Below are 19,974 nucleotides of genomic sequence, written 5' to 3'. Positions count from 1 at the left end.
TTCGGCTGCTGCGGGCGGGCCCGAAAGCCCCGGAACTCAAATCGTAACCGCGTTCCCGGGATATGGGGACGAACCTCAGTTGTTCGACGCGCAGCCCCTCATTCCGTCTGGAGCCCGGCCGTGCTGCGGCGGTCCAGGGCCGATGCCCCGGCAACGGCCAGGATAAGTGCGGCGGCAAGGAACAGGGGAAACTGCGGCTCCCCTGTGATCACGACACCGGCCGCGGCCGTGCCGGCGGACCCGGCGGCGATCTTGAGGGCGCCGACCCAAACAAACACCTGCCCGCGGACCTGCGGCGGGGCAAACTCGCTGCGGGCGGCGAGGGTCGCCGCGAAGAAGCACGAGTTCATGACCCCGGCGGCCGCGTATGCTGCGACGGCAGGCGCAAAGGACCCGGATAACGCGGCGACGGCGAGCGCCGCGGCGACCAGTCCCGCGAGGCGGGTGACCAGGCCGGTCCGCGTCGCCCCGCAGCGGACGGCACATCACGCCGGCCGATCCGGCCAGGCCGCCCAGCCCGTACGCGGCCGTCAGAACGCCGGCGGCGGCAGGCTGTACGTGGAACATCGCAGTGGAGGCGACGGCCGCGATAGGAAGCGCGGCAACGGAGAACGCAACCGTGACGGTCAGATACAGCATCCTCCGAAGGCGGCCTGTGACTGTCATGAGCCGCAGGGTCTGGGCCGGCCGCGGAACCTCGGCTGCCACTGCTGCCGGCGGAACGTAGGGCAGCAAGCGAACGACTGCGGCGGCAACGAAAGTGCCTGCCGCCAGGATGAGCGCGGCTACGGTGGGACCGGCCCAGGCGGAGACGGCGGCCACGACGCTCGGGCCGATCGTCCCGCCGATTCCGTAGGTGGCCACATCCCAGCCCTGCGCCCGGCGCTGGCTGACCCGGTCCGGCCCGGCGATCGCGGGAAGACGGCTGCTGATGCCGCCGGTTAACAAGGGCCCAACCAGTCCCGAGGCCACCAGCAGAACGCCCGTCAGCGCCGGCCACGTCACCGGATAGAGCAGCACTGCGGCGGCAAGGGTGGCGCCATGGACGATGCACGCCCATGCGATCAGGACGCGGCCGTCGCGGCAGGAATCCAGGCTCCGCGCCACCAGCGGCCCCAGCAGGTGCGGTGCGGTGATGCAGGCGCCAAGCAACCCGGCAAGCCAGCCCGGCGCCCCGCTGGTGGTGACCATGAGGACGATCGCCACAACGGCTCCGCCGTCAGCGGTGCGCGCAAGCGTGGCCGCCGCCACATACCGGGCCAGTCCGCCGCCGGGCCGGGCCGGTGCCGGTTTTCGCGGTACTTCCTGCTCTGCCCGTGCCTGTTGCTGCGCCCGCGTTTCTTGCCGCGCCGTGCCGCGGTCCGGGCTACCCATGCTGCACCTGCTCAGGCGCCCAGGCCGCTGAGCCGCAGGGCTTCCTCCACCCTGGCGCGGTCCTCACCGGCCAGGCTTTTCAGCGGACGGGGCAGGCACGGTGCCTCCACGAAACCAAGCAATTCGGCCATCGTGGCGGCGACCCGCAGGCTCCCGTACGTGCGGAAGAGCGCCCACACGGACTCCAGCGCTGCAGAGGCTTCCAGCGCAAGGTCGCCCTTCCCGGCCTGGCCGGCTGGGCCGGTCTGGCTGGCCTGGCTGGCCTGGGCGAGGTCAACGATCACCCTCGCGGTCTTAGGAAAAAGACCGGCGATGACCGAATACCAAACGTCGCACCCTGCGGTCAGTGCCTCCGCCGCGGCCCAGTCGCCGCTGATGCCCAGGGAAACACTTCCGGGAACTGCCGCCCGGAGCCCGGCGATGCGTTCGGCGGCCTGGCCCGGTGCAGGCGGGGGGAACTTGATCGACGTGATGCCCGGAAGTTCGGCGATGCGGCCATGGAGTTCATCGGTGAAGGTGAACCCCGTGGTGGCCGGGTTGTCATAGACGGCAATCGGCAGACCGGCTGCAGACGAGGCCTCGCGGTAGAGCCCGTAGACCTCTTCCTCGGTCAGCCGCTGGTACGACACCGGCGCCAGCAGCACGCCCGAAGCACCCGCCGCCTGGGCATCTTCCACGCACGCCAGCACGTCACGGGTGCGCATCGCACCGACACCTGCCACGACGGGGATTCCCTGCGCAGCTTCGACGGCGGCCGCCACCACCCTGCGGCGTTCCCCGCGCAGCAGGTAGGTGTAGACGCCGGTCGAGCCTAGAACTCCGATTGAGTCGGCGCCGGCATCGGCGCACCGCCCGACCAGCCGGCCCAGTGCGGCTTCGTCGACGTTGTCCCCGGCGAGCGGAGTCAGGGGAAATGCACAAAGGCCGTTAAACACGAACGGTGTCCTCTCTCAGTCCAGTTTGGTTTCTCCCTTCATGCTCACAGCCGGATTGGTCCTAGCATAGATCCAAGAATCCACAATTCAGGAGGACCAAGATCGAAGCCGAACTGCCGCTGGTCCTTGACCACCGGAGCCGCGTTCCGCTTTCCGCCCAGCTGGTCGGCCGGCTGCGGGCTGCCATCCTGGACGGGATCCTGAGGCCGGAGCACACGCTCCCGGCATCGCGGCGCCTTGCCGCCGAACTGGGAGTCTCCCGCGGAGTGGTGGTCCGGGCCTATGAGCAGCTTGCGGGTGAAGGTTATTTGGAAAGCCAGGGCTCGGGCGGCACCCGCGTGGCGGTGCGCTCCGACGGCCGGGGCACGGCGTCCGAAGGCATCCAGGCCGCATCCGGCATGGAGCAAACCGCAACGATCGACCTCACGCCGGGACGGCCATCCGGCGCCCCGTTCCGTGACCGCGACTGGCGGGCCGCCTGGCGCAAGGCCATTGCCGAGCCGGTGGAGGTCGAGCTTCCGGCCGCTTTGGGCACTCCGGCCCTTCGTGCCGCCGTGGCCGAGCACCTTGCCGCATCCCGCGGACTGACGGTGAGCGCTGATGACGTCGTCATCACCGCTGGCACCAGTGACGCCCTGCTGCTGATCGTTGCAGCACTCCGCGGCCAAGCGGCCCCGCCCCTCGTGCTGATGGAGGACCCCGGCTATCCCACGGCCAGGCGGGTGCTTTCCGCGGCGGGAGCCACGGTGCAAACCCTTCCGGTTGCCGACGACGGTCCGGAAGCGGCACAGCTTGCAGCCGCTGCCTTCCGTCCCGACGCCATCCTCGTGACGCCCAGCCATCAGTACCCCCTGGGCGGTCGGATGCCGGTGAAGGAAAGGCTGGCTCTGCTGGCGTGGGCCGAAGCCAACGGTGTGATCATCCTCGAGGACGACTACGACAGCGAGTTCCGGCACCGGAGGATGCCCTTGCCCGCCCTTGCCTCACTGCCTTCCTCCGCCGAAGTCGTCCTGGTGGGCACCTTCTCAAAATCACTGAGCCGGTGGCTGCGCTGCGGCTACCTGGTGGTTCGCGGAACCTCCGGGCAGCGACTTAAGGACGCCCGGCTTGACCTCGGCACACCGGTCCCCGGAGTCATGCAGTCTGCCTTGGCCAACTACATCGCGGGCGGCGGCCTCGCACGGCACATCGCCCGGGCACGGCGCCAGTACGCCCATCGCCGTGAACTGTTGCTTGACCGGCTTGGAGGACGGGACGACGTCCAGTTGGCGGCCCTGGACGGCGGCCTGCACGCCGTGATCCGGCTTCGGCCGAATGTTCCTGCCGGGCGCCTGGCGGAGGAAGCACTCGCGCTGGGAGTTCGGGTGGTGACCCTGGCAAGCTACTTTGCAGAACGGACTCCGGAGAACGGCCTGGTCATTGGGTACGGCGCCCCGACCGATCTGGAGCTTGCCCGCGCGCTGGACATTATCACCGGGCTACTCGACGGAATGACCCGCGGCGCCTTCTAGCAACGCGGCTCAGGAGCACCCGGCGCCGCTCCGGTGCCGGGTTGCAGGCCTCAGGATCCGGTCGCGAGGACGGCGGCCAGGGTGAGCATGAGCAGAGCAACCCCGCCGTCGAGGATCCGCCACGACGCCGGCCGCGCGAAAAAGCCGCTGAGCCCGCGTGCCCCGTAGCCGATGAGGGGAAACCAGAGGGCGCTTCCGGCTGCGGCCCCCGCCCCGAAGAGCCATTTGCCCGAATCACCATGCGTATTGGCCAGCGAGCCCAGCAGCACCAGCGTGTCGAGGTAAACGTGGGGGTTGAGCCACGTGATGGCGGCGGCGGTGAGCACGGCAGACCAGACGGTTCCCCTGCCAGGGGAGTCTGCCGCCTTGAGCGCTCCGGGCCGCAAGGCACGCCGGGCGGCGAAAATCCCGTACGCCAGAAGGAACGCGACGCCGAACCACCGCACAACGGCCAGGAGCACCGGGGCGCCCTGGATGAGTGCACCGATCCCCGCGACGCCGGCCAGGATCAGAACGGCATCACTGGCAAGGCAGACCAGGACAACGGGAAGAACAGCCTCGCGCTTGAGGCCCTGCCGCAGGACAAATGCGTTCTGGGCTCCGATGGCGACGATGAGGCTGAGGCCGGCTCCGAGCCCGGTCAGAAAGGGAAGCATTCTTCGAAGGTACGGCCGGTAAACCTGAAAAGCAATTCACTTTTTCTGTAGTTCCATTAGAATATCTTCATGGAACTGGATCAGCTCAGGGCACTAGCCGCCGTCGTCGACCACGAGACCTTCGACGCGGCAGCGGGGGAACTCCGGCTCACACCCTCAGCCGTGAGCCAGCGGATCAAGGCACTCGAGCGCTCCGTGGGCAGCGTTCTGGTGCGGCGTCTCAAGCCGGTTCGGCCGACGCCGGCGGGCGAGCAGCTCCTCCGTTCCGCGCGGCAGCTCCTGCTCCTCGCCGACGAGGCGGTCATTGCCCTGCGCGGGCCGGAGCCCGAAAACGGAGAGGACGGCGCGCGGCGCAGTCCCGAGCGGCTGCGGGTTCCCATCGTGGCCAACGCGGATTCGATCGCGACGTGGCTTCCGCCGGCCTACCGGGAGATTGCGCTCGGCGGCCGCGTGGCCCTTGAGCTGCTGCGGGACGACGAGCACGCCACGGCCGACCTGCTGCGCTCCGGCGACGCCGTCGGCGCGATCACCGCGGATCCCCGGCCGGTACAGGGATGCACCATCCGGCCGCTGGGCACCATGGTGTACCGGGCCAAGGCGTCGCGCGAGTTTGTGGCGCGCTGGTTCCCCGACGGGGCCACCCCGGAGGCCCTCGCCGCGGCCCCCGTCATGCAGTACGACCGGAAGGACACGCACCAGCTGGCCGTCCTTGCACGCGCGGCACCGGACGCCACTCCGCCGCAGCATTTCATCCCCGATTCAGTCCAGTACGTCGAGTCGGTCCACGCCGGCCTGGGCTGGGGCATGGTGCCGGACCAGCAGGACCCGGAGAACTCCCTCGTGGAACTCGACCCGGCGTGGAGCGAGGACCTGCGGCTCTACTGGCAGGTGTGGACGCTTGACTCGCCGGGCCTCGCGGAGGTGACGGACGCCGTCGTCCGCGCCGCCCAAACGCTGCCGCCGCACCGAAAGTAATTTCGGTGCGGCGGGGTGGGTCAGGACAACACGGGTTCCAGATCCTTCTTTTCGTCCACAATGGGGATGTTCTTCGGGGCGGCCGCCCTGACGAACCTTGGTCCGGCCGGGCCGAACGCGTCCGCCGGTTCTGGGAAGAGCCACAGCACCGCGGGGTAGAGAACTGCCGCCAGGCCGATCGAAACGGGGATACTCAGGTCCACTCCAGCGGCGAGATTGCCGAGAGCACCGACGAACTGGTTCGGAACGTTCACGAACATGATTCCCATGACCGCAGAGAAGATCCAGACGCCCATGGCGCGCCAGTTCCACCCGCGGTTGAACCAGTACCGGCCGCCCACCTGGCGGCGGTTAAAGACCTGGAGGGAGTCGGCGTCGTACCATCCCCGCCGCGTCACGTACCCGATCATCATCATGATCATCCACGGAGCAGTACAGGTGATGATGAGCACCGCGAAGGTGGAGATGCTCTGCACAATGTTGAAGGCGAAGCGGCCCACAAAGATGAAGACGATCGCGATGGACCCGATGAACAGGGTGGCCTGGACGCGGGAGAACCTGGGAAAGACGCTGGAGAAGTCGAGGCCCGTTCCGTAGAGCGCGGTGGTGCCGGTGGACATTCCGCCCACCAGGGCAATGAGGCATACCGGCAGGAAATACCAGGCAGGGGAAACGGCCAGGAGGCCCACGTAATCAGAGTTTTCAAAGAACGACGGCGCCTCCGAGGCAATGATGGTCGCGGTGACCAGCCCGAAGCCAAACGGCACCAGAGTGGCTACCTGGGCGAGAAAAGCGGCAGCCATGACCTTTCGCTTTGGCGTTTCAGCCGGGATGTATCGGGACCAGTCGCCCAGGAAGGCGCCGAAGGAGATCGGGTTGGACATGACGATCAGTGCCGATCCTATGAAGGACGGCCAGAACAGCGCATTGGTGGCAGCATCCGCCGCCTGTCCGAACGTTCCGGCGTAGGAAGCGTCGAACGAACCCGCGAATGCAAAGATGCCAAGCAGGAAGAGCAGGGACGCGGCGACCACTGCGATCTTGTTGACCCAGAGCATGAAACGGAACCCGTAGATGCACACGGTCAGGATCAGGACAGCGAAGACGCCATAGGCGAGGCTTAGCGTCACGGCATTTTGGGGCAGACCCACCAGGCGGCTCGCACCGCCTACCAGCGCGTCCCCTGAGCTCCACACGGAGATGGAGAAGAATGCGAACGCCGTCAGGAGTGACAGGAAGGACCCCACGACACGGCCGTGCACGCCCAGGTGCCCGGAGGACGAGACGGCATTGTTCATCCCATTGGTCGGGCCGAAGACAGCCATCGGGCAAAGTATCAGGCCGCCGACGACGACGCCCAGGACCGTGGCCAGCAGTGCGTCCTTGAAGGACAGCCCAAAGAGAATGGGAAAGGATCCCAGGACCACCGTGGCGAACGTGTTTGCACCGCCAAACACCAGCCGGAAGAGGTCAAGCGGTTTCGCCGTCCTGTCGGCGGCGGGAATCGGTTCGATGCCGTGCTTTTCGACTTCGGTCACTGCAGGGGCTTTGGAATCATTGGTCATGAGATTGCCTTCTGGCTGGCAGGCGCCGGAGAAAGATGCTCGTGAACGGCGAGCACGCTGCCTGACTTCGCCCTCGTGAAAATGATGGTCTCCCTCTCGTGGAGGGTCTCTTTGGTGCCGGCAACGTCGATGACGGTTTCGACATCGTGGCTGAACACGGCACTGTCGCCGGCGATCCGAATGTGCGCGTTGGAGCTGGCGCATCCTGCAACCCGCCAGCCGTCCTCCACCCAGTTCTGCCACAGGTCGCGGTATTCCCCGCGCGAGCTGAGGCGGTTCGGTTCAGAATGGAAGATGAAAGTCGCATCAGGCGCGAAACAGTCGAAGTAGCCGTCTGTATCGGTGGCCGCGAAGGCGGTCATCAGCCTCTTCGCTGCTGCCTCAACCTCGGCGGTGGTCATGGCGGTGGTGATCAGGTCCACGGGAACTCACTCTCGGCGTTGCTTGCAAAGTTTCAGCCGCGACGTGTTCCAGCTCACATCCGGTCAGGCTGCCAGTTAACCCGACTAGGTATCCTCTGGTCAACATTTGTTGCTTGAGGGTGACTTTTGTTGCGTGCTCCTCGGCGATCGGCTGGCAAATAAACGCCGCAGCGGCGGGTGCCGATGCACCCGCCGCTGCTGTATGAACCGTTTCGCCTGTTAGGCGTCCACGCGCCGCTTAGGCGTTCACCCGCACGTAAGTTGAGCCGGTGAGCCACCAGGCCGGGTGCACGATGGTTTCGTTGACACCGTTCATGCCGCTGCTGATGGCCTGCCCTCCGCCGATGTAGACACCGACGTGTCCGCCGCTGATCATCAGGTCGCCGGGCTGCGGTGCCGAAACCGGAGTGCCGTACTGGTAGAACTGCGCGGGCGCAAGGTCGCCGACGGACTTGCCGACGGACCGCAGGGCCTGTTCCACCAGGACGGTGCAGTCCTGGGTCGCACCGAGCTGTGCCCGGGCCGAGGCCACAATGGCTCCGCCCACGCCGCTGGCGGCGGGGGCGGTCGATGCTGCCGGGGTTATCGACGCGGAGGCGTTGTAGATTCCCATGCCGGCGGGCTCGGGGACGGCCGGGGCTGCCGGTGCGGCCGGAACGGCAGGTGCGGCCGGAACTTCGGGTACTGCGGGAGCTGCCGGAGCGGCAGGTACCGCGGGGGCTGCAGCTGCGCCCGGCCCCGGGATGAGGATCTGGTTGCCGGGATAAATAATCGACGCCAGTGACAGGCCGTTCTCTGCGAGCAGCGCATCGAGGTTGACGCCGTGGCGTGCCGCGATGGCCCCGAGGGTATCGCCGGGCACTACTGTGTGCGATGCTCCGGCCACAGCAGATCCGGCGTCTGCCGGGGCAGGGACTGCCGGCGCGGCCTGGGCCGGAGCGGCGAGCGCCTGGCCGGCGACTGACTGCACGGCGGCAGCGGCCGGGGCCGTGGCGGACTGGGCTGCACCGCCCGCCGGAGTCTCGGGCGCGTAGGCGCCTGCGTGGGCGGGTGCCCCGGCTCCGAAGAGGAGACCGGAAGCGACGGCGGCGGCGGCCGCCGGCTTGGCGACTGAGGCGGCATTGGACCTGAGGGAAAATTGCAGGCCCTGCAGGGCGACGGACGTGGTTGGGGTGGCGCGATGGCGCGCGGGCGTGGACTTACGTGACATGGTGATGTGCCTCTCCCATGCCTGCGGGGTTAGCTGTCGGGTTCGGGTGGGAGTCACCCGGTCCTGCCCGCTGCTTAGGCGGTGCGTCTGGACTTAACCCCTAGGCCTTGATGCGCAAGGCCGGTACTAACGTGGTTCCCCCGTCCCTGCCAGCTGTCATAGCGAACGGATCCCGGTCAGCGGCAGGGCTCGGCATTCTGCCCGGGAATGCCCTGAGCGGAACCAGGGCACCGGCCGAGGCTATCGCACATCCGCACCAAAAGTCACATTTGGGTAACGGCGGGAACATGGAAGAGCTTGGCATGGGTGCAGCTGCCAACACCCTACAGGGCCTTCACCGCACTCAGCACCTTTGTCAGGGATTCCTTGGCGTCGCCAAACAGCAGCGTGGTCTGCGGCTCGAACATCAGGTCGTTCTCGATCCCGGCGAACCCCGGCCGCATGGAGCGCTTGAGGAACACCACCTGGCGCGCATCCGCCACCTCGAGGATCGGCATCCCGTAGATCGGCGAGCCCGCGGTGGTCTTCGCGGCGGGGTTCACCACATCGTTCGCGCCCACCACCAGCGCGACGTCGGCGGTGCGGAATTCGGAGTTGATCTCGCCCATTTCCTTGAGTGATTCGTAGGGCACATTGGCCTCGGCGAGGAGCACGTTCATGTGCCCGGGCATGCGGCCCGCCACGGGATGGATGGCGAAGTCCACGCGGATTCCCCGGGATTCCAGGGCCAGTGCCAGCTCTGCCGCGGTGTGCTGACCCTGGGCTACGGCCAGCCCGTAGCCGGGAACGATGATGACGCGCTGAGCATAGCCCAGCAGCACCGCCACGTCCTCCGCGCTCGACGAGCGGACCGGACGGTCGCTCACCGCGGTGGATCCCGCCGTCGAACCTCCCCGGAAGGCGCCGAACAGGATGCCGGCTACGCTGCGGCCCATGGCCGCGGCCATCGCCCGGGTGAGGATGGTGCCCGACGCGCCCACCAGCGTACCGGCCACCACCAGGAGCACGTTTCCCAGCACCAGACCGGACGCGGCAACGGCCAGGCCGGTGAACGCGTTGAGCAGCGAGATGACGATCGGCACATCGGCGCCGCCCACCGGCAGCACCAGCAGCACGCCTGCCACCAGGCCCAGCAGCAGGAGCAGCAACGCCAGGACGAGCGACCCTCCCGTCACGACGGCGACTGCGGCACCAACCGCGGCGAGCAGCACCGCCCCCATGAGCACCGGCAGCCCGGGGAACACCACGGGGCGGGTGGTCATGAGCTCCTGCAGCTTCGCGAACGTCACGGCTGAGCCGGCGAAGGAGACCGCGCCCACCAGCAGGGTGAAGACGACTGCGACGCGCACCCAGGCGTCCTCGGCATGCGGCAGTTCCAGCAGCGCCACGAGCGCGGCGGCGCCGCCGCCCACACCGTTGAAGAGGGCGACGAGCTGCGGCATCTGGGTCATCTTGACGCGCCTGGCCACGGGGGCGGCCACACCGGAACCGACGACGATGGCACCCAGGATCAGGGGGACGTTGTCCAGCCGGGTCGAGAAAAAGACGGTCACGACGGCGACCAGCGCACCGAAGGCGCCGATCAGGTTGCCGCGGCGGGCCGTACGCGGCGAGTTCAGGCCCTTCAGGGCCAGGATGAAGAAGACAGCGGCCGCGAGGTAGAGCAGGGCAGTGACGTTGGGGTCGAGGAGGGTCACCGCGTGGCCTCCGTGTTCTCCTTGGTTTCACTCTGGGTCGCATTCCGAGCCGGTTTATCTGGTTTATCCGGTTTGCGGCCGCGGAACATCTCAAGCATGCGGTCGGTCACCACGAAGCCGCCCACCAGGTTCGCCGTGGCAAGAACGACGGCGAGCAGCGCCACCGCGAGGACCCAGGGGTGCGTGGCCTGGCCGGCGACGATGATGGCGCCCACCAGGATGATCCCGTGGATCGCGTTGGCGCCGGACATCAGGGGCGTATGCAGTGTGCTGGAAACCTTGGACACCACTTCGAAGCCGACAAACACCGCAAGCACGGTGATGGTCAGCAGGCTGATGCCGTCCATCAGACCACCCCTTCGTTTTCCGACGCCGTCACTGGGTCTTCCGCCATCTCGTCTGCGAGTTCGCTGCCTGTCCCGTCGGCCATGTCCCCTGGCGCGTCGGCTGATGCATCTCCCGGCGCGTGCCCGCCGGCGAGTGCGGCGAGAGCCTCGGCCGTCGGCGGATGCCGCACCACGCCGTCGTGTGTCAGGCAGGCACCCGCTATCACGTCGTCGTCGAAGTCCGGGAGTACCGTCCCGTCCCTGGTCATCAGGGCCAGCAGGTTCGCAACGTTCTTTGCGTAGAGCCGGGAGGCGTCCGTGGGCATGGCGGACGGCGCGTCCTTGAGGCCGACGACGGCGACGGTCCCCTTGCCGTCGGCGGTGGGGACGTGGATGTCCCGGCCGGGGACGGACCCCTCGACGTTGCCGCCTGACTCCGCGGCGAGGTCGACGACGACCGATCCCGGGCGCATGCCCTGCACCATTTCACGGGTCACGAGGAGCGGTGCGTGCCTGCCGGGGACGGCCGCGGTGGTGATCAATACGTCGGCGTCGGCGACATGCGGCGCCAGCAGCTGGCGCTGCAGGGCGCCGCGGTCGGCGCTGAGTTCGCGGGCGTACCCGCCGGCTGCCTCGGCCGTCTCCAGGTCCAGTTTGATGAAGGTGCCGCCCATGGACGTGACTTCTTCCGCCGAGGACGGCCGGATGTCATTGGCAGAGACGCGGGCGCCGAGCCGCTTCGCCGTTCCGATCGCCTGCAGCCCGGCCACGCCGACGCCGAGAACCAGCACCCGCGCCGGCGGGACGGTCCCGGCGGCCGTCATGTACAGCGGGAAAAAGCGGGGCAGGCGGATGGCGGCTTCGAGGACGCAGCGGTAGCCGGCCACGAGGGCCTGCGAGGAGAGGGCGTCCATGGACTGGGCCCGGGAGATGCGCGGCACGAGCTCCAGCGCGAAGGACGTGACCCCGCCTTCGGCGAGCGCCCTCACGGTGGCGAGTTCGGACGACGGCGAGGCCAGCCCCACGGTAACGGCACCTCGCCTCAGGGCTGTCGCCGTCGGAAGTTCCAGCGGACGGACGTGCACCAGGATATCCAGCCCGGCGGGATCGAGGTCGGGGACGATCTGGGCACCTGCCTGGCGGTATTCGTCGTCGGCATGCCCGGCGGAGACACCCGCCCGGGATTCGACCAGCACCTCCAGGCCCAGTTCCGCCAGCTGCTTTACGGTTTCCGGCGTCGCAGCGACCCGCCGTTCGCCTTCCCGGCGCTCCCGCGCTATGCCCAGCTTCACCCGCCACGTCCTTCCAACGGGTGCAGCGGCCCCTGCTCCCTGGAATTTCCGGGCCTTGGGGCCCGGACGGACGGAGCGGCGCTGCTGCACGTAGTTGGCTAGAGTCTATGGCCCACGGGCGCGTGGCGGGAGGGTGCTACCGCCCGCTGGAGAAGTCTGACGAAATGCGCTCTGCCGTGGCGACGATTTCCTTCCGCACAGACTCGAGGTAAGCCTGGGGGTCCGGCTTCGCGGCCACCGACTGTGCCTGCAGAGATACGTTGACGGCTGCCACGACTTTGCGGCCGTGGTAAACCGGCGCGGCCACGGACATCAGCCCCAGTTCGAGCTCCTGGTCCAGCAGGCACCAGCCTTGGGCCCGGACTTTGTCGAGGACGGCCAACAGCTCTTTCACCGTGCCGACCGCGCGCGGGGTGAGCGGTTTGATCTCAGCCGCCGCCAGGTATTCCTTCAGCTGTTCCGGGGGGAGCCCGGCGAGCAGGACCCTCCCCATCGACGTCGCATAGGCGGGGAACCTGGTGCCCACGGTGATGCCGATCGTCATAATCCGGCGGGTGGTTACCCTGGCGATGTAGGCGATGTCGGTCCCGTCCAGCACCGCCGCCGACGTCGACTCCCCCAGTTTCAGCGACAGCTCTTCAAGGTGCGGCTGGGCCAGCTGCGGCAGGGATAGCCCGGAAAGGTAGGCGTAGCCGAGCTGCAGGACCTGGGCTGTGAGCGCGAAGGTCTTGCCGTCGGTCCTGACGTAGCCCAGCTCCACCAGGGTGTGCAGGAACCGCCGGGCCGTGGCACGCGTAAGGTCCGTGCGGGCGGCGACCTCGGTGAGCGTCATGTCGGCATGCTCGGTGTCGAACGCGCGGATGACCGCGAGGCCACGCGCCAGGGACTGCACGTACTGGTCGCTCGCCGCCGGCGTCCCTTCCTTCCGCGGGCGGCCCGCCCGGGGCGTGGTCCCTGCTGCTGCGTCGGTCATGGTTACCAATCCTAATCGGCGCGAACGGACACTTCCGGACCCGCCCGAAGCGCGGGTTACTGCTCGACGGCGGGGGCTGCTGTGAGGGGGACGGGGACCAGGGCCTGGAGTTCTTCGAGGGTGCAGCCGAAGGTTTCGCGGACCTTCACACCGTCGGGCCCGGTGAGGAACACGGCCTTGTCGGTGTAGACGCGGGTGACGCAGCCGACGCCGGTGAGCGGGTAGGTGCAGGATTCCACGATCTTGGAGGCGCCTTCGCGGGTCAGGAGTGTCATCATCACGAACACGTCCTTGGCACCGGTGGCCAGGTCCATCGCGCCGCCCACGGCCGGGATCGCGTCGGGAGCCCCGGTGTGCCAGTTGGCGAGGTCACCGGTCGCGGAGACCTGGAACGCGCCCAGGACGCAGATGTCCAGGTGCCCGCCGCGCATGATCGCGAACGAGTCGGCGTGGTGGAAGTAGGACGCCCCGGGGAGTTCGGTGACGGGGATCTTGCCGGCGTTGATGAGGTCCTCATCGATCTGGTCCCCATCGGCGACCGGGCCCATGCCGAGCATGCCGTTCTCGGTGTGGAGCGTGATGTTCTGCTCGGGCACGAGGTAGTTCGAGACCAGGGTGGGCTGGCCGATGCCCAGGTTCACGAAGGAACCGGGGGCGATGTCGCGGGCCACGAGGCGGGCGAGGTCGTCCCGGCCCAGCGGGGTTTCGGACGTCTGGATGGACGTTTCGACAAGGCTCATCTCAGGCCACCTGTTCTGCGGTGCCGGCGGCGGCACCGCTGGACTCAATACGGACGATGCTGTTGACGTAAATGCCGGGGGTCACGACGTTCTCCGGGTCCAGCGCACCGGTGGGCACGATCTCGGAGACCTGCACGATCGTGTATTTCGCGGCGGCGGCCATGATCGGACCGAAGTTCCGGGCCGTCTTGCGGTAGACCAGGTTCCCGACACGGTCGGCCTTCAGCGCCTTGATCAGCGCCACGTCGGCGTGGATCGGTGTTTCGAACACCTGGCCGCGGCCGTCGATGATGCGGGTTTCCTTGCCCTCGGCCAGCATGGTGCCGTACCCGGTGGGGGTGAAGAACCCGCCGATCCCGGCCCCGGCCGCGCGGATCCGCTCGGCCAGGTTGCCCTGCGGCACCAGCTCCAGTTCGATCTGCCCGGCCTTGTACTTGGCGTCGAAGTGCCAGGAGTCGGACTGCCGAGGGAAGGAGCAGATCATCTTCTTCACCCGGCCTTCCTTGATCAGCAGCGCCAGGCCCTGGTCGCCCTGGCCGGCGTTGTTGTTCACCACGGTCAGGTCCGTGGCCCCGGACTCCAGCAGCGCGTCGATCAGTTCGAACGGCTGGCCGGCGTTGCCGAACCCGCCGATCATCACGGTGGAACCGTCCCTCACGGCCGAGACGGCCGCCCCGGCCGTGTCAACGAAATTCAGCATCGCCTACGCCTTTCCATTAGTAGCAGCCACGTTTTCGAGCACGACGGCCAGGCCCTGGCCGACGCCGATGCAGATCGCTGCGACACCCCAGCGCTGCCCGGAGGCCTGCAGGGACCGGGCGAGGGTGCCCAGGATCCGGGTGCCGGACGCACCCAGCGGGTGGCCCATCGCGATCGCGCCGCCGTGGCGGTTCACGATTGCTGGGTCGATGCCCCAGGCGTTGATGCACGCCAGGGACTGCGCGGCGAACGCTTCGTTAAGTTCGACGGCGCCCACCTGGTCCCAGCCGATGCCCGCCTTCTCCAGGGCCTTGTTCGCCGCCTCCACCGGGGCGAACCCGAAGAACTGCGGGTCGTTGCCGTGCGCACCGCGCCCGGCGATGCGGGCCAAAGGTTCCAGGCCCAGGATCGAGGAAGCGGTCTCGGACCCGATCCACGCCGCGGACGCGCCGTCGGACAGCGGCGAGGCGTTCCCGGCGGTGACTGTGCCGCCCTCAACGCCAGCAGCTTCAGGCCGGAACACCGTCTTCAGCCCGGCCAGCTTCTCCGCCGACGACCCCGGGCGGATGCCCTCATCACGGACCAGGTCCGTGCCCGGAACCGGGGCCACCAGGTTGTCGTAGAACCCCTCGTCCCACGCCGCCGCGGAGAGGTTGTGCGAAGCCGCGGCGAACTCGTCCTGCGCTTCCCGGGTCACCCCGTACTTTTCACGCAAACGCTCGGTGGCCTCACCCAGGGAGATGGTCCACTCCTTGGGCATCGCCTTGTTCACCAGGCGCCAGCCCAGCGTGGTGGACGCCAGCGTCATGTCCCCGGCCGGGTACGGCTTCTCCGTCTTGGGCAGCACCCACGGGGCCCGCGACATCGACTCCGCCCCGCCCACCAGGACCAGGTCGGCGTCGCCGGCGTTGATCTGCCGGGACGCGATGATCGCCGCGTCCAGCGACGAACCGCAGAGCCTGTTCACCGTCGTCCCCGGGATCGAGACCGGCAGCCCGGCCAGCAGCGTGCCCATCCGGGCAATGTTGCGGTTCTCCTCGCCCGCGCCGTTGGCGTTGCCGAACACCACCTCATCAATCCGCTCAACATCCAACCGCGGCGCCCGGCGAACGGACTCACCAATCACATGCGCGGCAAGATCATCGGGACGGACCCCAGCGAGACCGGAGCCGAACTTACCGAACGGCGTGCGTACGGCATCGTAAACAAAAGCCTGATTCATGAATTCCTCGAATTGTCTGGGCCCAACTGGCTGGCAGTTGATGTCGTTTTGAGGGGTCAAAACGACAACTAGTGCGAGCTAGTTGGGTGGGGTGGGGGTGTTGCCGGGCCCGGCGCTGTCCAATGCTGCGTTGTCCATTTCATGGAACACCTGCTGGGCGGTCTTGAAGGCGGTGTTGGCGGAGGGAACTCCGCAGTAGATGGCGGTCTGCAGCAGGATCTCCTTGATCTCGTCCCTGCTTAGTCCGTTGGTGATGGCCGCGCGGATGTGCATGGCCAGTTCTTCCCAGTGCCCGTGCGCCACCATGGCGGTGATGGTGACGGCGGAGCGCATCTGGCGCGGCAGGCCCGGACGGGTCCAGATCCCGCCCCACGCGATGCGGGTGATCATGTCCTGGAAGTCCTCGGTGAAGGCGTCCTTCTTGGCGTTGGCCCGGTCCACATGCGCATCGCCGAGCACTTCGCGACGAACCACCATGCCGCCGTCGTAAATCTCCTGGCTGGTGGCATCCGGCTGAACCACGCCGTTGCGCCGGGCTCCGGCCGTTTCGGTACCAGTAGCTTCGGCGCCGCTCATTTCCTTCCTCCTCGGGTTTCGGCCCAGGAAATGAGGCTCCGCATCAGCTCGGCCACGTGGGCCGGCGCCTCGGCGGGCGCCAGGTGCGCCACGCCCTCGAGCGTGACTGCTGACGCGGTGCCGCCGCCGGCGGTGATCCCGGCAGCCACCTCTTCGGCGAACGACGGCGGCGCAACAGCGTCGTGCGCGCCGGCCACGGCCTGCGTCGGGACGCTGATGCTGCCGAGCTGCTCGCGCACGTCGAAGCCGGCCAGGGCCTCGCAGCAGAAGGCATAGCTGAAACGCTCCGAGTCACGCAGGGAATGCAGGAGCCGGCTGCTGACATCGGGTTCGCGGTCCATGAACCCGGGCGCAAACCAGCGTTCGGCCGAGCCCTGGATCATCACCGGGGTGCCCTGGCTGCGCACGGTCTCGGCGCGTTCCAGCCAGCCCTCGGGGGTGCCGATCTTGGCACCGGAGCACTGCACGGAGAGGCTCTTAAGCCGGTCACCGTGCTTGATGCCCAGCTGCAGGCCGGTAGCCCCGCCAAGGGACACTCCGGCGTAGTGGAACTTCTCGCCGGGGGCGATCGAGTCGACAAGTTCGACGACGGCGTCCGCCAGGTCTGCAACGCTGAACGTTTCGCTGGCGGCGGGTGAGACTCCGTGGCCGGGCAGGTCCCAGGCGACGACGTCGTAATCGTTGCCCAGGAGGGAGCCGGCCTGGGTCCACAGCACCGAGGACGTGCCGAGCGACGGCCCGACGATCAGGAGCGGTTTGTCCCCCAGAGCGCGCTGGGGGGAAAGCAGCACTGCCTTCACTGCTGGTTTAGCCACGGGAATCTCCGTTTCCGTCTGGTTCGGTTGAAGTGGGCGCAAAATCCGGGAAAGCCGCCAGGATCCGCCGCGAGATCTCTGCTGCCTGTCCGAGGTAGCTGGCGGGGTCGAGCAGCTCCTCCAGCTGGGCGTCGGAGAGCCTGTCCGCGGGGACGGCCTCGCGCAGCAGCCGGCGGTAGGTGGCGGCCTGTTCGGCCGGCGGGGCCTGCAGCGTCTTGTCGACAACGGCCTGCAGCTGCTGCTTCCCGTCCAGGCCGGCTTCGGGGGTGCCCTGTCCGTCAGCGGGAAGAAGCGGTGCCACCGCAGCGGAGACGCCTTCGCTGAGCAGCAGCGGGCCGGACAGGTCCAGGTTCCGCCGCATGCCGTCGGGGAAGACCTGCAGCCCTTCCGCGAGTTCCCGCACGTGGCCGGCGGCGCCGAGAGCCAGGGCGAGCAGCTGGCGCAGGGCCGGCCACTCGGTGTGCCACGCACCGTCGGGACGCTCGTCGTTGAAGGTGGCCGCGGCAAGGTGCAGCTGCGCAGCGAGGCCGGGCACCTGCAGGGCGGCGCTGCGGACCAGCACAGACAGCACAGGGTTCTGCTTCTGCGGCATCGCCGAGGAAACTCCGCGTCCAGGGGCGCGCGGTTCGGCGACTTCGGCCACCTCGGGACGGCTCAGGAACAGGACATCCGCAGCGATCTTGCCGAGGGCATCCACCACGGAGGCGACCGCGTCGCCGAGCGACGTCACGGCGAGCCGGTTGGTGTGCCACGGCGCGGGTGCGGTGGCGAGGCCCAGCTGGGCGGCCAGCGCGTCGGAGAGTGCAAAGGGGTCCGTGGCAGAACCGGACGTCAGCCCTGCCTTGGAGGTGAGCACAGTGCCCGCGGCGAGCGTACCCGCCGCGCCGCCGAACTGCACCGGCAGCTCCAGCGACTCAAGCCGGCGTGCCGCAGCAGCCAGGCCGGAGAACCACTGCGCCGCCCGAAGCCCGAACGTGAACGGCAGCGAGTGCTGGGTCAGGCTCCTGCCGACACACAGCGTGTCCGCATGCTGTCCCGCCAGCCGGGCGAGCGCAGCCGTCGCGCCTTTCACGTCGGCGAGCAGCGCCGCGACGGTGTTGCGCGCCATCAGCATCAGCGCCGTGTCCAAAACGTCCTGGCTGGTCAGCGAGGTGTGCACTGCCTTGGCGGCACCCGCACCGGCGCTGGCAGTGTCCAGCGCCTTAACCTGGGCCCGGAGGTCCGCCAGCAGCGGGATCACCGGGTTTCCGCCGCCCTGGGCGCGCCTGGCGATATCGGCAAGATCGTACCGGGAGGCGTCGGCGGCGTGGGCCACCACGGCAGCGGACCCGGCGGGAGCGAGGTCATGGTGCTCCAGCACGGCGGCCCAGCCGGCCTCGACGGCGAGAATCGCCGCGAGGACGGCCCGGTCACCGGTCAGGGCCGCCACGAGCGGCGACGCCGACACAGGGCTGAGCAGTCCGGCGTCGCCGAGCGCGGCGGCACTGTGAAGCCCCTCGACGCTGTGAAGCCCGCCGGCGCCCGCTGCCTGGAAGCCGGTCACTTTGCGGCGCCCCCGGTTCCGGTTCCCTCGAAGTCGAGGAAGACGGTTTCGTCCTCGCCCTGCAGGCGGATGTCCCAGGTGAGCCCGCCATCGGCGTCGCGGCGTGCGATCAGCGTCTTGCGGCGTTCGGGGTCCAGCGAGGACAGCAGCGGGTCATTCGCCAGCGCCTCCTCGTTCTCCGGCAGGTAAATGCGGGTGAAGAGGCGGTTCATCAGGCCGCGGGCAAAGACCGCGACGGAGATGAAGGCAGCGGCTCCGGGTTCGGTGGGCCCGGGGTTCACCGTGGTGAAGGTGTAGACGCCGGTGTTGCCGACGGCGCTGCGGCCGAAGCCGGTGAACGTGTAGCCGTCGCGGACCAGCGAACCGGTCCGGTGCACGATGTTGCCCTCGGCATCCGGCTGCCAGATTTCGAGGATGGCGTCCGGAATCGGGTGCCCGGCGCCGTCGTAGACGGTGCCCTGGAGGCGGATGGAGCCCGGGGATCCGGGGGCCAGCAGCTCGCGGTCCTTGTTGTAGGGCAGGGCGTAGCCGTAGAACGGGCCCACCGTCTGGCCCGGGGTGGGAACAAGCTTGGTGGAGTTACTCATGATCGTCGCCTTCCGCGCCCAGCGCCTCGTTCTCGGTCCAGGTCCGCTTAGAACCCGTCAGGACGATGTCCCAGTTGTAGCCCAGTGCCCATTCCGGCTGGGTCAGGCTGTGGTCGTAAGTGGCCACGAGGCGGTCGCGCGCATCCTGGTCCACGATCGACTGGTAGATCGGGTCCAGCGGGAAGAGCTGGTCTCCCGGGAAGTACATCTGGGTGACGATGCGCTGCGTGAACTCGGTGCCGAACAGCGAGAAGTGGATGTGCGCGGGACGCCAGGCGTTGAGGTGGTTCTTCCACGGGTAGGCGCCGGGCTTGATGGTGACGAAGCGGTAGGAGCCGTCCGGACCGGTGATGCAGCGGCCCACGCCGGTGAAGTTGGGGTCCAGCGGCGCCGGGTGCTGGTCGCGCTTGTGGATGTAGCGGCCGGAGGAGTTGGCCTGCCAGATCTCCACGAGCTGGCCGGCAACCGGCCGGCCGTCGCCGTCGAGCACCTTGCCCTGGACAATGATCCGCTCACCCAGCGGTTCGCCGTTGTGCTGGATGGTTAGGTCCGATTCCAGCTCGTGGACGTCCTGGTGGCCGAACGCCGGGGAGTACAGCTCGATGGTTTCCGGGTCCGCGTGGTGCAGGCTCTTGGTGGGGTGGCGCAGGAGGCTGCTGCGGTAGGGCGGGAAGTCCAGGCGCGGCTGGGTTTCCGGCGCCGCACCGTCCTTCAGGGCTCTGGCATAGGCGTCTCCGAGGGCCTTGATCTCCGCGGTGAGATCCTGCTGGGTTTCCACGCGGGGCTTCGCTGCCGGGGTTGCGGGTACCGCGTCCGACAGGTCCTCGGTCAGCGCGTCGGCGTTGTACGTTGCGAG

20 protein-coding genes and 1 riboswitch are annotated in these 19,974 nt (G+C 68.4%); of the genes, 2 read left to right on the top strand and 18 right to left on the bottom strand.

The features are described 5' to 3' along the window. Positions 1 to 75 precede the first annotated feature (75 nt). Both ABIE00_RS24080 and ABIE00_RS24075 read right to left on the bottom strand, forming a co-directional pair. Positions 76 to 1,374, bottom strand: a complete 1,299-nt coding sequence (locus tag ABIE00_RS24080; RefSeq protein WP_354263113.1) for an MFS transporter — start codon at positions 1,372 to 1,374, stop codon at positions 76 to 78. Positions 1,375 to 1,385: 11 nt separating this feature from the next. Then, on the bottom strand, positions 1,386 to 2,309 hold the full coding sequence (locus ABIE00_RS24075; protein WP_354263112.1) for a dihydrodipicolinate synthase family protein: 924 nt from the start codon (positions 2,307 to 2,309) through the stop codon (positions 1,386 to 1,388). A gap of 101 nt (positions 2,310 to 2,410) precedes the next feature. On the opposite strand from ABIE00_RS24075, the gene pdxR reads away from it, so the two are divergent. Further along, entirely contained in the window at positions 2,411 to 3,820 is a 1,410-nt protein-coding gene (pdxR, locus tag ABIE00_RS24070; RefSeq protein WP_354263509.1) for a MocR-like pyridoxine biosynthesis transcription factor PdxR, read from the top strand. A 50-nt stretch (positions 3,821 to 3,870) separates the two neighbouring features. Here pdxR and ABIE00_RS24065 read toward each other — a convergent pair whose 3' ends face one another. Continuing rightward, positions 3,871 to 4,476, bottom strand: coding sequence for a LysE/ArgO family amino acid transporter (locus ABIE00_RS24065; protein WP_354263111.1), 606 nt, complete (start codon positions 4,474 to 4,476; stop codon positions 3,871 to 3,873). 69 nt (positions 4,477 to 4,545) lie between these two features. Between ABIE00_RS24065 and ABIE00_RS24060 the strand changes: the two genes are divergently transcribed. Next, positions 4,546 to 5,451 carry a LysR family transcriptional regulator ArgP gene (locus ABIE00_RS24060; RefSeq protein WP_354263110.1) on the top strand — a complete coding sequence of 302 codons (906 nt, stop codon included), beginning with the start codon at positions 4,546 to 4,548 and terminating at the stop codon, positions 5,449 to 5,451. Between the two features lie 20 nt (positions 5,452 to 5,471). Here the strand turns inward: ABIE00_RS24060 and ABIE00_RS24055 are convergent, their stop codons facing one another. From ABIE00_RS24055 to pcaH, 15 genes are all read right to left on the bottom strand, one after another. After that, entirely contained in the window at positions 5,472 to 7,016 is a 1,545-nt protein-coding gene (locus ABIE00_RS24055; RefSeq protein WP_354263109.1) for a purine-cytosine permease family protein, read from the bottom strand. Beyond that, a complete protein-coding gene (locus ABIE00_RS24050; RefSeq protein WP_354263108.1) occupies positions 7,013 to 7,438 on the bottom strand; it encodes a YybH family protein in 426 nt (141 codons plus the stop codon). The genes ABIE00_RS24055 and ABIE00_RS24050 overlap by 4 nt, the downstream gene beginning before the upstream one ends. Positions 7,439 to 7,676: 238 nt before the next feature. Continuing rightward, positions 7,677 to 8,648: a LysM peptidoglycan-binding domain-containing protein gene (locus tag ABIE00_RS24045; protein WP_354263107.1), complete on the bottom strand. Its 972-nt coding sequence runs from the start codon at positions 8,646 to 8,648 to the stop codon at positions 7,677 to 7,679. A gap of 5 nt (positions 8,649 to 8,653) precedes the next feature. After that, positions 8,654 to 8,813: riboswitch (cyclic di-AMP (ydaO/yuaA leader) on the bottom strand. A 158-nt stretch (positions 8,814 to 8,971) separates the two neighbouring features. Next, positions 8,972 to 10,345: an NAD(P)(+) transhydrogenase (Re/Si-specific) subunit beta gene (locus ABIE00_RS24040; RefSeq protein WP_354263106.1), complete on the bottom strand. Its 1,374-nt coding sequence runs from the start codon at positions 10,343 to 10,345 to the stop codon at positions 8,972 to 8,974. Beyond that, on the bottom strand, positions 10,342 to 10,692 hold the full coding sequence (locus tag ABIE00_RS24035) for an NAD(P) transhydrogenase subunit alpha part 2 (RefSeq protein ID WP_354263105.1): 351 nt from the start codon (positions 10,690 to 10,692) through the stop codon (positions 10,342 to 10,344). Before ABIE00_RS24035 ends, ABIE00_RS24040 begins: the two co-directional genes overlap by 4 nt. Continuing rightward, entirely contained in the window at positions 10,692 to 11,963 is a 1,272-nt protein-coding gene (locus ABIE00_RS24030) for a Re/Si-specific NAD(P)(+) transhydrogenase subunit alpha (protein ID WP_354263104.1), read from the bottom strand. The genes ABIE00_RS24035 and ABIE00_RS24030 overlap by 1 nt, the downstream gene beginning before the upstream one ends. A gap of 136 nt (positions 11,964 to 12,099) precedes the next feature. Beyond that, entirely contained in the window at positions 12,100 to 12,936 is an 837-nt protein-coding gene (locus ABIE00_RS24025) for an IclR family transcriptional regulator domain-containing protein (RefSeq protein ID WP_354263103.1), read from the bottom strand. Positions 12,937 to 12,992: 56 nt separating this feature from the next. Next, positions 12,993 to 13,676 (bottom strand): 3-oxoacid CoA-transferase subunit B, encoded by a 684-nt coding sequence (locus ABIE00_RS24020; RefSeq protein WP_354263102.1) that lies wholly within the window; start codon positions 13,674 to 13,676, stop codon positions 12,993 to 12,995. Between the two features lies 1 nt (position 13,677). Beyond that, positions 13,678 to 14,376, bottom strand: coding sequence for a 3-oxoacid CoA-transferase subunit A (locus tag ABIE00_RS24015; RefSeq protein WP_354263101.1), 699 nt, complete (start codon positions 14,374 to 14,376; stop codon positions 13,678 to 13,680). A 3-nt stretch (positions 14,377 to 14,379) separates the two neighbouring features. Further along, positions 14,380 to 15,597 carry a thiolase family protein gene (locus ABIE00_RS24010; protein WP_354263099.1) on the bottom strand — a complete coding sequence of 406 codons (1,218 nt, stop codon included), beginning with the start codon at positions 15,595 to 15,597 and terminating at the stop codon, positions 14,380 to 14,382. Between the two features lie 78 nt (positions 15,598 to 15,675). Then, positions 15,676 to 16,173 (bottom strand): 4-carboxymuconolactone decarboxylase, encoded by a 498-nt coding sequence (gene pcaC, locus ABIE00_RS24005; protein ID WP_354263098.1) that lies wholly within the window; start codon positions 16,171 to 16,173, stop codon positions 15,676 to 15,678. Then, complete coding sequence (locus ABIE00_RS24000) at positions 16,170 to 16,988, bottom strand: alpha/beta fold hydrolase (RefSeq protein WP_354263097.1); 819 nt, start codon at positions 16,986 to 16,988, stop codon at positions 16,170 to 16,172. Before ABIE00_RS24000 ends, pcaC begins: the two co-directional genes overlap by 4 nt. Continuing rightward, positions 16,981 to 18,435, bottom strand: coding sequence for a lyase family protein (locus ABIE00_RS23995; RefSeq protein WP_354263507.1), 1,455 nt, complete (start codon positions 18,433 to 18,435; stop codon positions 16,981 to 16,983). The genes ABIE00_RS24000 and ABIE00_RS23995 overlap by 8 nt, the downstream gene beginning before the upstream one ends. A gap of 92 nt (positions 18,436 to 18,527) precedes the next feature. Next, complete coding sequence (pcaG, locus tag ABIE00_RS23990) at positions 18,528 to 19,118, bottom strand: protocatechuate 3,4-dioxygenase subunit alpha (protein ID WP_354263096.1); 591 nt, start codon at positions 19,116 to 19,118, stop codon at positions 18,528 to 18,530. Next, complete coding sequence (gene pcaH / locus ABIE00_RS23985) at positions 19,111 to 19,950, bottom strand: protocatechuate 3,4-dioxygenase subunit beta (protein WP_354263506.1); 840 nt, start codon at positions 19,948 to 19,950, stop codon at positions 19,111 to 19,113. Before pcaH ends, pcaG begins: the two co-directional genes overlap by 8 nt. Positions 19,951 to 19,974 lie beyond the last annotated feature (24 nt).

Source organism: Arthrobacter sp. OAP107 (assembly GCF_040546765.1).
In the GTDB taxonomy this organism is placed as follows: Bacteria; Actinomycetota; Actinomycetes; order Actinomycetales; family Micrococcaceae; genus Arthrobacter.
Note: the sequence above shows the minus strand (reverse complement) of the source record. Positions and strands in the feature narration are given on the sequence as shown.